This is a genomic window from Polaribacter sp. R2A056_3_33, assembly GCF_019278485.1.
Classification (GTDB): domain Bacteria; phylum Bacteroidota; class Bacteroidia; order Flavobacteriales; family Flavobacteriaceae; genus Polaribacter.
On record NZ_CP058984.1, the window covers coordinates 2817271 to 2831900 of the forward strand.

13 protein-coding genes are annotated in these 14630 nt (G+C 29.8%); all 13 read right to left on the reverse strand.

All coding sequences use genetic code 11. The features are described 5' to 3' along the window. Window positions 1-6: 6 nt before the first annotated feature. Window positions 7-393 carry a hypothetical protein gene (locus H0I29_RS11820; protein ID WP_218752486.1) on the reverse strand — a complete coding sequence of 129 codons (387 nt, stop codon included), beginning with the start codon at window positions 391-393 and terminating at the stop codon, window positions 7-9. A gap of 186 nt (window positions 394-579) precedes the next feature. Beyond that, the gene (locus tag H0I29_RS11825) at window positions 580-852 is read right to left on the reverse strand and encodes a hypothetical protein (protein WP_218752487.1); all 273 of its coding nucleotides are present in this window, start codon (window positions 850-852) and stop codon (window positions 580-582) included. Window positions 853-877: 25 nt separating this feature from the next. Next, window positions 878-3985 carry a type I restriction endonuclease subunit R gene (locus H0I29_RS11830; protein ID WP_218752488.1) on the reverse strand — a complete coding sequence of 1036 codons (3108 nt, stop codon included), beginning with the start codon at window positions 3983-3985 and terminating at the stop codon, window positions 878-880. A 2-nt stretch (window positions 3986-3987) separates the two neighbouring features. After that, on the reverse strand, window positions 3988-5157 hold the full coding sequence (locus H0I29_RS11835) for a restriction endonuclease subunit S (protein ID WP_218752489.1): 1170 nt from the start codon (window positions 5155-5157) through the stop codon (window positions 3988-3990). Next, a complete protein-coding gene (locus H0I29_RS11840; RefSeq protein ID WP_218752490.1) occupies window positions 5154-6701 on the reverse strand; it encodes a type I restriction-modification system subunit M in 1548 nt (515 codons plus the stop codon). Before H0I29_RS11840 ends, H0I29_RS11835 begins: the two co-directional genes overlap by 4 nt. A 37-nt stretch (window positions 6702-6738) precedes the next feature. Next, window positions 6739-7824 (reverse strand): Fic family protein, encoded by a 1086-nt coding sequence (locus H0I29_RS11845; RefSeq protein ID WP_218752491.1) that lies wholly within the window; start codon window positions 7822-7824, stop codon window positions 6739-6741. Window positions 7825-7932: 108 nt separating this feature from the next. Next, window positions 7933-8517, reverse strand: a complete 585-nt coding sequence (locus H0I29_RS11850) for a hypothetical protein (RefSeq protein ID WP_218752492.1) — start codon at window positions 8515-8517, stop codon at window positions 7933-7935. Window positions 8518-8542: 25 nt separating this feature from the next. Next, on the reverse strand, window positions 8543-8896 hold the full coding sequence (locus H0I29_RS11855) for a hypothetical protein (protein WP_218752493.1): 354 nt from the start codon (window positions 8894-8896) through the stop codon (window positions 8543-8545). Window positions 8897-9152: 256 nt separating this feature from the next. After that, window positions 9153-9557 carry a hypothetical protein gene (locus H0I29_RS11860; RefSeq protein WP_218752494.1) on the reverse strand — a complete coding sequence of 135 codons (405 nt, stop codon included), beginning with the start codon at window positions 9555-9557 and terminating at the stop codon, window positions 9153-9155. A gap of 954 nt (window positions 9558-10511) precedes the next feature. Then, window positions 10512-11459 carry a replication initiation protein gene (locus H0I29_RS11865; RefSeq protein ID WP_218752495.1) on the reverse strand — a complete coding sequence of 316 codons (948 nt, stop codon included), beginning with the start codon at window positions 11457-11459 and terminating at the stop codon, window positions 10512-10514. A gap of 43 nt (window positions 11460-11502) precedes the next feature. Next, the gene (locus H0I29_RS11870; RefSeq protein ID WP_218752497.1) at window positions 11503-11805 is read right to left on the reverse strand and encodes a helix-turn-helix domain-containing protein; all 303 of its coding nucleotides are present in this window, start codon (window positions 11803-11805) and stop codon (window positions 11503-11505) included. A 96-nt stretch (window positions 11806-11901) separates the two neighbouring features. Then, the gene (locus H0I29_RS11875) at window positions 11902-12729 is read right to left on the reverse strand and encodes a hypothetical protein (protein WP_218752499.1); all 828 of its coding nucleotides are present in this window, start codon (window positions 12727-12729) and stop codon (window positions 11902-11904) included. Beyond that, window positions 12720-13964 (reverse strand): tyrosine-type recombinase/integrase, encoded by a 1245-nt coding sequence (locus H0I29_RS11880; protein WP_218752501.1) that lies wholly within the window; start codon window positions 13962-13964, stop codon window positions 12720-12722. The genes H0I29_RS11875 and H0I29_RS11880 overlap by 10 nt, the downstream gene beginning before the upstream one ends. Between the last annotated feature and the right edge of the window lie 666 nt (window positions 13965-14630).

The following is a 14630-nucleotide window of genomic DNA, read 5'->3' on the forward strand; positions in this document are numbered from 1 at the left end:
ATTTGGCTATTTTACTTCAATAAAAGATTGTTTTTCATCAAATTGTTTACACTTAACCCATTCTGCTGTTATAGGAAATAACGTTTCGTTAAAATAATATTCATTATTTTCAGGAAATAATTCGTCAATTACAATACAATCCATTTTTATTTTATTCATACAATTTACTATATCCGAAGAAACCAATTTTTCATTTGGAGAAGGTAAAATATATAAAACTGCATATTGATTTTCAAATAAATCAAATTCTAAAATACCAAAAGGGTAGGTAATTAAAAGTTCATCTACTTTTTCTTTAAAAACTAAATAATGTTCACCTTCTGTGTTTTTAAGATTTACAATAAATGTTATGTGTTTGATATTAATTTTTGTAGTGTGTATTTCGTTTTTCATAACGTATTTTTTAAATCATGCTTATCCAATTCTTCTATATCCGTATTTTTATCTATACAGGTACAAAACTTTATTTTTTCAGATATTTTGCACATAATTATCGTGTTAACTTAAATGGGTTTTCTTTTTAAATTGTATAAATAACTATTATAAAAATTTAAAGGTTACGAACTATAGGATAAAACATCAATTATGACTTACCCTAAACTCACCAAATCTTCTTAAAGCATTTATAAAAGCGTTATTACTTCTTTTACCAAAATCACTATCATTGCCAGTTGGTCCATATTTCTCAATATAAAATTCTATGTTTTCAGCTAAATACTCTACAGATATCGCTTCTCTTAAACAAATTTTATTTACTCTTTTTGAATAATCATAAGCAGTTGAAGGATTCCCTGATGGAGTAAACTCACTATACCCTTTATTTATTAAATATGTCTTGAAGTTTTCTAACATAGTTATACGATTTTAATTATTAATACTAAACACTACCACCAACACCTTTAAACTTCTCTACGAACGCAGCAATCTTTTGAAAAACACTTTGCTTTTTAGTTAAGTACTGTGGATTTAAAGGACTCATTTTAGGTAAAATTGAATTTAACTCCGTACCGTTTTCACTGGCATACTCACGTTTTAAAGAAGATGTAATATAGCGTTCTGCTTCTTCCTTATTAAGGTTTTCACCTTCTATTAATACTTTAGCTTCTCTTTTTTGTTTTTCTTGTGCGTATCCAAAGAAAGCGTCTATGATGGTTGCTTTTTCTTGTATTTCATCTAAATCTGTTTCATTGATAAAATCTACAACTAAGCTTTCTTTTGCTCTGTTGCCTATACTTGCACGAATTACACGTCTTATTTCTTCTACTAATTCTTCTTTATTCTTCGTTTGCTTATTGTGATCAAAAATTAATTCCAGAATATAATCTAAATTAATCTCTTGTGATTTTAACAAGTCTATTTCAAAAACTACATCATCCCAATCGATACCAGATTCTTCTGCTTCGTTTCCTTGTTTTTCTCTTCGCAACCAATCTCGAATATCATTATAAGTAGAACGATAATCTTGAATGGTTCTTTCAGCAGGCAACTCTATGCCTTTCATTACTGATATATCTTCATCTGAAACAAAGTGCGTGTCTTTAAACGTTTCGACAGCTATAGGATCGTTTATGTCTACAGATTGAAAAGCTTTCAGGTTTGTAAATTCATCGTAATTTTGAAGTATATTTTCTACACGCAAATATTCTCCAAACAGTTTAGAAAATTCTTTTTTATCCTTTTCTGTTACAATTTCATCAGGATTAGGGAATTTTTCATTTAATTCTTCTATCACTTCAACATAACCACGACGTGCTTTTCCTGTTGCAATATCTGTAAAGCCTTCTAAGTATTCTTTATAGCTTTTTTCTAGTACCACATCTCTTGTGTTGCTATCGCCAAAAAGTGTAATAGCATCAATTGTGGCTTGTTCCAAATCTCTAAAAGTTACAATATTTCCAAACGTTTTAGTAGCATCGTAAATACGGTTGGTACGTGAAAATGCTTGCATTAAACCGTGATAACGTAAATTTTTATCTACAAATAAGGTGTTTAAAGTTGGTGCATCAAAACCTGTTAAGAACATCCCTACTACAATTAATAAATCGACTTCTTTATTTTTAACTTTTTTTGCAAGATCACGGTAATAGTCTTGAAAGCCATTGCTATCAATACCATAATTCATTTTAAAAGCTGCGTTATAATCATCAATAGCTTTTGATAAAAACTCTTTAGCACTGGTATCCATTGCTGTAGGCTCAAAGGTTTCATCTTGTATTTCTCCAATGGCACCTTGTGCTTCATTAGCTGCAAAAGAAAAAATGGTTGCTATCTTTAAAGGCTTCTCACTATCTTTTTGAAGCTTGTTTAACTCTTCATAATAACATTTTGCTGCATCTACACTACTTACGGCAAACATGGCGTTAAAACCGTTGTTAGTTCCTTTTGTTCGATGTGTTTTTTGTCTGAAATGTTTTAAAACGTATTGCGAAATTTCTGTAATACGCACAGGATGCAATAAGGCTCTTTTATTTTCTGCTCCTGATAATTTTTTTAAGTCTTGCTCTGTTTCAACCCCTTTAAACTTAGGGCGCACATTATTATAATCTACTTTAAACTTTAGTACTTTTTCATCTCTAATAGCATCTGTAATAACGTAAGAATGTAGTTCTGTACCAAATACACTTTGGGTAGTTTCTGAACCTAAAGCATTTTCAGGAAAAATAGGTGTTCCTGTAAAACCAAACTGATAGAACTTTTTAAACTTCTTTTTTAAGTTTTTTTGTGCTTCACCAAATTGCGAGCGGTGTGCTTCATCAAAAATAAAGACGACTTGTTTTTTATAAATCGCTAAATCATTTTCACCTTTCATTAAATTATTCAATTTCTGAATGGTGGTAACAATAATCTTATTATCGGTTTTATCTATATTTCTTTTTAAACCTGCTGTACTATCTGAACCGTTTACACTATCTGGTGAAAAGCGTTGGTATTCTTTCATGGTTTGAAAATCTAAATCTTTTCTATCGACCACAAAAAATACTTTATCTACAAAATCTAGTTTGGTTGCTAAACGTGCTGCCTTAAAACTGGTTAGTGTTTTTCCAGAACCTGTGGTATGCCAAATAAAACCACCACTTTCTGTTGTTGCCCAGTTTTTTGCATTAAATGAACTTTGTATTTTCCATAAAATTCGTTCTGTTGCTGCAATTTGATACGGTCGCATTACCAACAATACATCACTAACATCAAACACAGAATAGGTAAGTAATACGTTTAAAAGTGTGCGTTTATCAAAAAAAGTGGTTGTAAAGTCTTTTAAATCTTTAATTAATGAATTATCTGCCTTTGCCCAATTCATTGTAAAATCGAAACTATTTTTATTACGTTCTACGGTGTTGGCAAAATAACGGCTGTCTGTACCGTTAGAAATTACAAATATTTGCAAGAATTTAAACAATGAGTTTGACGTATTAAAACTCTCTTTGGTGTAGCGGTGTACTTGATTAAATGCTTCACGAATAGCAACACCACGTTTTTTAAGCTCTATTTGCACTAAAGGCAAACCGTTTACTAATATAGTAACATCATACCGATTGGCTTGTGTGCCTGTTTGCTCGAACTGAGAAATAACCTGTAATTTATTACGAACCACATTCTTTTTATCTACTAAATAGATGTTTTGAATATGCCCATCATCAAATACAAAATCATGAATATAATTATCGTGTAATTTTCTTGTTTTATCTACTAAATTATCACTTGGTTTATCTAAATACTCTACTACAAAACGCTCCCATTCTTTATCTGTAAACTGCATAGCATTTAGATTTTGCAGTTGTACACGCACATTTGCCAACATAGCGGTTGGTGTGGTTAAATGTTTTACATATTCATAGCCTTGATTTATTAAATCTTTTACGAGTTCTTTCTCTAAATCTGCCTCTGTTTGATAACTTGCAGGTGCTTCATTTAGTTCTGAAAACTTAGTGTACTTGTCTAAGACAATAAAATTATTGGATTCTGCTATGGTTTTGTAGGTGCTCATTATTATTCTGGTTTTGGAAACGTTAACAACATTTCACGGTAATACTCGTATTGTTTTTTACGTAAATCTATTTCTTTTGGTAAACCTTCGCTTATGGATGTTGTAAGGGTGTCGAATTTATCTAGGATAGTTACGATGCGTTCTTGTTCTTCTATTGGAGGGATTGGTATAAGATATTCCATTATCTTGCTTTTATTACCACGAGGCATTTTCGCTCCTTTAGCATGTTGCATATTGTATTCAAAAAAACTATCATCTGCCAAAATTTGATATAAGTATTTTGGAGTTATTTTTGAATCAGTTATACGAATTACTAAAACATCTCCATTGGTACCTCCAATACAATCAGAAAACCATATTTTTTTTAAATATGGTCTGATATTTCCTATTAAAATATCATTTACAATATACTGAGTAGAATTCCCTTTAGTTGGAACTCTAGAAGATACTTTTTTTCCTAATCTATTTTGTAACAAATTGTCAACACCAACATAATTATCCTCATTTAGATTTTCAAAACTAATTCGTGTTTTAGAATATTCTGCAACCTCTCCCAAAGTTTTCCATTCCACTTCACTATCTTCAAAAGTTAGTAATTGCTCACGGTGATAGCTGTACTGTTTTTTACGTGCAGTAAGTTCGGTAGTAAGTTTGGTAGTAAGTTTGGTAGTAAGTTCGGTAAAGGTATCTAAAATACGAACTATTTCTTTTTGGATTTTTAGTGATTTCTCTGGATTATTAGGGCAAGGGATTGGGAATGGAATATTAATTAATTGACCTTTTGTCAGTTTCGCTCTGCCTCCTCCAGATAAAAACGGAATAAAATTTACTATCTGTAAATAGTGATACAAAAATTTTGTTGTTATTTCATTATTACCTCTGATAACGTGGATATGATTATTAGCCCAAAACTTACCAACTGCATATTGTATTGAGTAATTCTCAAGACTTTTAGAACCATCTTCGGCAATTAGTATAAATTTACCTTCATGTGTATACCCCTCAACATAATCTTGAATATTATTAGCTCCATAATACGGTATTTCTCCGGCTATTCTCAATGATGCTTTTACAGGTTTCCTACCGCTATTTGCAATCTCTACAAAATTTTTATTCCCAAGAGTTGACCATTCTACTTCAACACCTTCCAATAATTTATCTAACTCGCTCATCCTTCAATCTCCTTTACAATGTTATCAATATCGGCACGTAGTTGGTCTATTTTTTTTACTGTTTTAGCTACTTCTTTGTTTAACTCAGTAATATCTATTTTTTCACGTGTATCTTCAGCTTCCACATAAGAACTTACAGAAAGGTTGTAATCGTTTTCAGCTATTTTAGAATTATCAATAGTAGTGGCTACGTGTGCTACTTCTTCTTTCCTATCGAATAGGTGCATAATGTTTTCGATATGGGTATCTACTAAAACATTGTTGTTGGTTTCTTTTTTAAAGAAATCTTTACCCGTAGCATCTATAAACTGTGTTTTGGTGTCGGTTTTACTTTTAGAAAGGACTAAGATGTTTACCGCTATAGAAGTGCCAAAAAACAGATTAGGCGCAAGAGAAATCACCGTTTCTACAAAATTATTATCTACTAAATACTTTCTAATTTTTTGCTCTGCACCACCACGGTAAAAAATACCAGGAAAACATACCAAAGCCGCTCTACCTTTACTAGACAAGTAGCTTAAAGCGTGTAATACAAATGCAAAATCTGCTTTAGATTTTGGTGCTAATACACCTGCAGGAGCAAAACGGTCGTCATTAATAAGCGTTGGGTCGTCACTACCTTTCCATTTTATAGAATAAGGTGGATTAGATACAATGGCATCAAAAGGTTTATCATCTCCTAATTGTGGGTTTTCTAGGGTGTTCCCTAACACGATATGAAACTTATCATAATTAACGTTATGCAAAAACATATTCATACGCGCTAAGTTGTAGGTGGTATGGTTTATTTCTTGCCCATAAAAACCTTCTTCAATAATATGGTTATCAAAGTGTTTTTTTGCTTGTAAGAGTAAAGAACCAGAACCCGCTGCAGGATCATAAATTTTATTTACTTTTTCTTGCTTGTGCATGGCTAATTGTGCAATTAACTTAGATACCGTTTGCGGTGTAAAAAACTCACCACCAGATTTCCCTGCATTGGCTGCATAATTAGAGATTAGAAACTCGTAAGCATCACCGAACAAGTCAATTTGATTGTCTTCAAAATTACCAAATTTTAAGGCATCTACACCTTTTAAAACTGCTGCCAAACGGCTGTTTTTATTTTCAACGGTATTCCCTAGTCGGTTGCTTGTGGTGTCAAAATCTGCGAATAAGCCTTTTATATCTTGTTCTGATGGATAGCCATTTGCTGAACTTTCTATAGCAGAAAATATAGCAGCTAAATCGGTGTTTAGATTTTCGTTATCGTTAGCACCTTTAGCAATATTTATAAATAACTGACTAGGATAGATGAAGTATCCTTTTGTTTTTATGGCATCTTCTTTTATTTCAGGAGTTATAACCGAATCTGGTAGTTCTGCATAATTTATGCTTTCATCACCCGCTTCAATGTAATTACTGAAATTCTCACTAATGAAACGGTAGAAAAGTGTACCTAATACAAAATGTTTAAAATCCCATCCATCTACAGAACCACGCACATCGTTGGCTATTTTCCATATTTGATTTTGTAATTCGGCTCTTTGGTTGTTGCTTGTCATTTATTTTTTTAATTATTAAATTTTTATTAGTTTAAAATTAAGCCTGTTCTAAAACAGCCATTAATCTATGATTGAGATATAATTTTTCTTTACCTACTTTTTCGGAAGTTAAAAAGCCTGCATCTTCCAAGGCTATTAAATAATTTCCTACTGTTTTTGGAGTCCCTAGTTTTTCATCAATTAAAAATTGTCGTTTGGTGTATGGTAGTCTGAATAATATTTCAACCAATTCTTTAGAATATGCATTAGGTAATTTTTCTTTAATTTCAGCAGTCATTTGTTCCATTAACTCGGTTACATCTTTTAAACGCTTTAAACCTTTGTTAGCGGTATATTCTACCATTTCTAACATGTATAATATCCATGACTCCCAATCATTATTTTCGGTAACTTCACGTAATTTATTATAATAATCCGCTTTGTTTTTTATAATATACTCGCTTAAATAAATAGCAGGAGTGTCTAATAGTTTTTCTAGTTTTAGGTAGAGTAATAGTAAAATGCGTCCTGTTCTACCGTTACCATCACTAAAAGGGTGTATGGCTTCAAACTGATAATGCATTAACGCCATTTTTATTAATGGGTCTATAGTATCATTTTCATTAATAAACGTTTCTAAATTGGCTAATTTCTCCCTTATAACGGTTTCTCCTGTTGGTGGTGTGTAAATAGTTTCTCCTTTGGCATTTTTTAGAGCAGTACCAGGAGTGGTTCTAATACTTGCTGTGTTTTTTTTGATGCTTTGTACAATTTCAATACACAAATTTGTACTTATAAAAGGGCGTTTTTCTATATCGTGCAAGCCATTGTAAAGTGCTTCTTTATAACTTAGTACTTCCTTTGTTGCTGGGTTATCAAACTTTTTATCGGCGACTAAAGATTTATATAAATCATCGTTAGTTGTAATAATATTTTCAATTTCAGAACTTGCTTTTGCTTCTTGTAGATGGATTGTATCTAAAAATAACGTTGGATTCGGTAAATTAGTTAACATACCATTAAGCTGTGCTAACGCTCTACTGGCATCAATAGTTTTACGTAAAACTGTAGTTGTCTCTAGTGTTTTTTTCGGAGGCAATAGCGGTAAGCTATTGTAGGGTATGTTTCTATCGAAATTTGGCATATTTAACAAGGGTAATATTTACTCACGTTTTATTAACGAGAGTAAATATACTTAAAAATTACCTTTGTTATATGTATAAGTGTAAAATTTACTTCTTAATTTTATTAATTAATCACAAAGTTTCCAACCATCAGTGGTTTTTCTAAAAGTGATTGTTTTTATAAGGTTTTTGGGTTTACCTTTTTCATTGCTTTCTTCAAAGAAAGGTGTTTCATTATAGCGTTCAAAATCTACTTTTACTTTGGCTTCGTTACGATCTGTAATCTCTTGTATTTCGATAACCTCCTTAATTTTATATTCACAAGATTTAAATTGAGCAGATAACTTTCCGAAAAAGTTTTCGACTCTCCCTACAAGGTATTCCTCGCCCTGTGGTGTTAATGTTATTTCTACAATACCATTTTTTGATTTACCAAATTGACGATTATCCTTTTTTGTGTCATTGATGCTCACAAACCCTAGTTCTTCCATTTTTTTATGCTTGTCTAAAAAATTAGAGAAGTTGGCATTGCTTGAATCTGGAATATCAATTATTCCATAGGTGTATTTATTCGTTTTGAATATTTCTTTTCCCGACTTCTTTTGACATTGATTAATTATAGATTTAGCTTCATCTTTAGATAGTTGCTTTGAACCACATGACAATAAAATAATAGAAAGTAAAAGAGTGATTTTAAGACTAATAGTTTTCATAGTTTATATTTATAGATTAATATTTTTAAGAAACGACAACTCCGTCCCTTATAACCGAGTAGATTATACCACTAGAATCGTAGCATTTATGGCACAATTGAAAGTCTGCTCCATGATAGATGTGAAAAGCCTCTCTACTTCCAATTTTCACATCATGGGGTTCAGTACAGTGATAACAGTTTATAGTGTAAATTGCATACAGCTTTTGTGAATCCCATTCCTTAAAACAGTCAGTGTCTTTATATTTATCACAAATTTCTTTTTCAGTCTTTACAAAACCTGTAATACCGTAAACTGAATGGGTTTGTAAATATTCTTTAATCATTTCTACGGCAACATTGTTTGCCGTTCCATTGGTTACTATTTCTTTTTGTTTCATAATTGGGTATAAAAAAAGCGTGGGACTGAATCTTAATGAACTAGAGGTATCGCCAAACACCTTTTCCTCCAAATAAGAACAGCCCACGCAAAACGTGGGCGTCTTAGTTTTGAATGTGGAGGGTTTAAAAATTGGCGATTTCCTAGTTCCAAATCAAAAGCTAAACGCTTTATATTTTAATATTTATTTGTTTATTTATCTATACTTTATGTTTTATAATAATTACAAATTTAGGAATTTATATTTCAAGTTATCTTTAATCGCTATTATTCTTTTCTTTATTAAGCATATCGTACAGTTCTTTTTTATTATCTCTTATTGAATTTAAAAGTACATTAATACTCTTGGTTTGATTTTCTCTAATAAGAATGAATTCTTGAAAAAGAATTAAAAATTCATTCTTTTTATCATTATGAAGCGACTTATGAATATTTACATATTTTGCTATTTGATTAATATTATTTTCAACCATAGCATTCCTCGAACGCATTTTATTGATTTGGTTAAAAATTAAAATACTCTCTTTCATACTTAGTCCACTCAATGAAATTGAATATAAATAATCACTAACACTTTTGTAACCTAACACTTCGGCAAGTCTCATGATCTCTTTTTTATCATTTGCAGTAACACGAAAACTGATCCTTTTATTTTTACTCATTTTAAATTTATTATTAAAAAACAACTCCAATTTCGCTAGAAATTGTTTCCCTATTTTAGGGCAAGTCGGTGCGGTGAAAGTACTTTTGTACGTACAAAGCACACTACTTGCATAGCCATTCCCATCAAGGTATTTACAGGAATCTTCTATTCAGAAAAGTTGTTAAGTTTTGTTTGATTTTTACTTTTTTAGATTCTCTTTTTTATTGATTGAAATTAGAAAGTCATTTAAATCGTTATGGTTTTTATAATAATTTGAACAATCTAAAAAGTTGTTTTTGTAATTTATTCTTATAATTTCCATTGCTTTAATTTTCAAACAACCTTTAAAAAAATATTTCTGATTTCATAGCCCCTAGATTATTTTTGAATTTAATAGCTAAAAAAAAATGACGTTTTTTTATCGCTAAAAGAATCTTTAAAATGCCGCTGAAAAAAAAATAAACTAACTTCATTACTCAATATTTTAAAAATTATTTTATAATGCATTTGTAATATAAGCGTTATAAAATCTAAAACATTCCCACTTTAACTCGATCCAAAATCGTATCATTTTTTTTTTTAAAGTTTCAATGATTATAAAAAACGTGGTATCTTTTTCTAAATAGACTTAAATAGCAAATTTTATTTTGCGTTTTTTTCTGAAAAGCTCCAATTTTATCGAAAACGGAAACTAGATTAATTAGTTTTGTTTGATTAGAATTCATGCTTTTTTTTTCTTTTCAAAAGCTTTTTTTTTGTTTTTAAGCTAACTTATATATTTATTATAGGTTAACCTTATTGTAAACAACAGGAAACCCTTTCCTCATAAGGGTTTGGGGAGTTTTATCACACAGAATGACGAAGTTTATATTATTGAATCACACAAAATGACGTTTTTAATCACACAAAATAACGAAGTTCATCTTCTACATCACACACTTCTTTAATTAAGTGTGATATGTGGTTTCACTTATTAAGCACCCAATTCTTTCAAGATTACTGCCTTTAATAAATTCTTAATATCATCTTTGGTTTTTCTACCCATTGTAAAGTCATCATCTAATCTTAAAAATCGATAATAGGCATCATCAGTCTTACCTGATTCGGCAATTGATTCAGAATAATGCAATGCTTTTGAATCCATTTGATTTGAAAAAAAACGATTTAAAAAGTTATAAATGAAAATATATTGCTCACTTTTAACACCATTGTATTTGTCTTTAATTTCTGTATTTCTATGAAATTTGAAAGAAATGGAATGATACGATTTGCCTTTCTTTTTCAATGAGTAATCAAAAAATATGTCTGCTTTATTTTTAAGTTCTTGTTTTGAATCCTCTAAAAGACGAGCTCTCAAATGTGAAATTTGTTTATACTTACTTCCTGTATTCATTAATAGTCTAAATTCTTCAATTGAGCATTGGTAACCACCTTTATCAATCCAACGACAACAAAACTCATACATACACTTAGATGCATTTTTCGTAAGACTTAAAGCAATAGTTTTCTGAAACCTAGTATAACCGCCACCTATATAACAAAAGAAGCGGCAAGCAGAAGAAGGAACCCAAAAATAAACATATTCAGAATTCCGTTCGTAGGTTAAGCCACTAACTAACGATGTTACACAGTCTTGTATTTTATCTGCTTTATTGCCATTTGGAATATTCATTTCAAATTCTACCTGTTTTGAGCTTAATGATTTTATTGCTTTTTTAATTCGAGAATAATTACGGTTATTATCCAAAAGCTTTAATTTAATAACTATTTTTTGTTCTTTGAAGTCTTGATTCATATCCTTTGTCATTACCTTTTGAAGTTGGCCTAAAACAACATAAATGATGTTCTTTTCCAGCGCAGATAATGTGAATCTAGAGGTCAAGATATGATTAGGTTGCTTTATGGTATCAGAAGTTGTCAATTTGAATTAAATTAAATTAATAATAAGTGATCAGAAGATGTGCTTATCTTTGATATTTAATTGATTTAACTTCATTTAAGGCGTCATATAGCTCATTATGGGGGATGAGTATTCTTCTCCCTATAAAAGTAGCGTTTATTGTTCCTCTGCTTATATGATTGCGTACAGTTTGCCTATCAACTTTAAGTAGATTAGCGGCTTCATTTAAAGTATAAAGCTTGTTAGAGAGGTCGTCTTCTTCTGGTTTACAAAGTAATTTAAGCAGCAAACCCTTTACTTCCGCAATTTCTTTGTGAAGTGGTTCTAGCGAGAATGTGTAATTTGATGTGTTTTCAGTGTTTGTCATAATTGCAGTTTTATATGTTGTTTCTGCAATTTTACGTCTGATAATGTGTTGATTAACTTTATTAAGTTAACGTTTAGTATTTATTATAAATTAATATTACTTAAAATATATATCAAGCTTTTCATAAATAGGAAAATGTTGCATATGTTTAGAAATTCCCGATGAATCATTAAAACCTTTTTTGACCTGGCTATATCTTGCAGAGGAAAGTTTTACATTAAAGAATTTACTTATTTCTGGGATTTGTTTATTTTGATTTTGTAATTTTAATATTCCATTATCTTCAAGTAAGTAAACAAATACAGCTAATTGAGTAGGTGGCTTACTTAGATTAGCTCCTAATGTAATCCATTCATTTTTATTATTAATGACATTATCTTTAATAAGCGAGTTAACTATGAGCTCCCATTTGTCGTTATCAAGAATTATACTTTTATCAAAAGTATTTATTGTTTCAGTATCTTCTTTTTTTGTTGAGATATTAATATCCTCTTGTTGTTTACTTGAAGCTTTAATCGACTCAAGAAAAAATGCTTCTTTTAAGATAAAACTCAAATCTTTTAATATTTTCTTTTTTTCAACGTCATAGGTTTTCTTAGAAATACTTCTAAAGCTACCTTTTTCTACAAGAATATTTCCATTTTCATATACAACTTCGAGATATGAAATAATTAAATGAATAATATTTGTTTTCAATATTTTTTTATCTCGTTCTGTTATAATAAAATCAATTAAATTCTGATAAAATGGATATTTTGTTTTTAACTGATTTACTTGTGTCTTATTTTCAGCTATTAATTCATCACTAAGTTCTAAAGAAATTTTCAAATTCTTAATAGCTGAATCATACTGTTTAGACCAATAAATAACTTCCTTATCTTTTCTAGGAAGCATAATGTTTTTTAATATTTTATTTACTTCCATACGCTTTTCATAAAGTTAATTCTATGTTCCTGATTTGGTCTGTAATAATTATTAAATACCTCAATACTTTTATGCCCTGTATAACTCATAATCACTTTATCTGGCACACCTTCATTTTTCATAATCGTAATAAAAGACCTTCTTGCAGTATGTGAACTTATTCTCTCAGAAAAGGCAGATTCAGTTTCTATAATTTCATTGCCATATCTCATTGTTTTCTTTACAATGTGGTTGTATTCCATTTCTTGAAAAAGTTCTTTTAAATAATCATTGAATTTTTGATTGGAAATTTTTGGAAGCTTATAGTCATACTTTTTTAATATTTCCATCGAGTATCTATTAATAGGAATTGATAATGATTTTGATTTATCCTTTTCGTCTATGACATTGATAAATCCATCAATAATATCATTTTTTTTGACCTTAGAATAGTTAGAATAGCGCATACCTGTGCTACATCCAAAAACAAATAAATCGCGAACACGTTCTAATTTTTCAGCTCCCTTAAGATCGAACTCATAGATTTCATCTACTTGTTCTTTTGTTAATGCTATTTCATCAGTCTTAAATCTCTTTATATTTTTAAAATTTTTGAATTCATCGTTATACGTAAACTTTTTAGCAATTGCCCAATTCATAAATGTCTTGAACAATCCTATATTTCTACTTAGTGTATTTGCTGAATGTTTCTTGGTTTCTACGCAGTAACTAATAAAAGCATTGTAAAAAGTTCTATTAATTGTATTAAATCTTAGGTTATAAGACTTATGCTTTTGAAAGTCCTCTAATAGCTTTTTATTGTACTCATATCTACTAATAGTACTAGTTGTATTTGCTTGATCAGAATTATCATCTCTTTTATCTTGTAAAAAAAGCTCATAGACCTTAAAAAAATCACTTACATTCTTGCTGACTTTCTTAAACTCCACATTGAATTCATCTTTAGTTGTTTCAATCGTTAACTTTTCATTGATTGTTTTGTAACGACTAATAAGCTCTATAAAAAAGTTTGAATATCTAGACAACTGAGTGTCGATTACCCTCCGCAATTCTGCATCCTTTTTTCTCCCAGATAAGTTAGCAGGTCTTTTATTATCAAAATCCCAATCCTTAGGATGGATTTTTTCTCCTGTTGAATAAACAAATGTTTTTCCTTCATCTTTAAAAGAAGCAGTGAAATAAATAAGAGACTCCTTATCTAAATTTGGGTATTTTAGCCTAAATGAATAATTCATTGTAAAATATTGGGTGTCGAATTAGGTGTTGTAAATGATGTGTTTTATCACTAATACAAATATATAATTAAATATAACATTTTCCTAAATCCTTGTAAAATAGGATTTATATATATAATAATCCAAATAATACATACTAGGTTCAAAACCCTCTTTCTCCGCCAAAAGCCTTACATTTATGTAAGGCTTTTTTTATACACCACATTCTTGGATGGTAAAAACCCTTAAACTTTTATAAACACTTATTTCACCTGATAATTTATTAGGGGTAAGAATTTTTAGATTAAATAGATAATATCTTATACATGTACTTAAAAACGCATGTGATAGTTACCTTATGAGTTACCCTAGTTATTTTGAGACACAATAGAGTCTCGGAAATATTGTTAAAGCATAAGATTGTGGAGTAAGCTTAAAAGGATCAATTTTAAATATAGAGAAACTTATTGGTAAGTAAAAATTGACGTTTACCAATACATAAAGAAGTACACTTCGTTATAATTCTGAAATAAATTTTAAAAATGCAATTGATATAGTTATCGAAGTGTTACTTTATAGGATTAAAAAAAAACAGGTTAAATGTAAAAACTATTGTTAGTCTCTGTTCAAAATACTTTTTATCCGTTTAGAAGGGGGGATAATTTGAACTGTTTTTGTATAAAATTT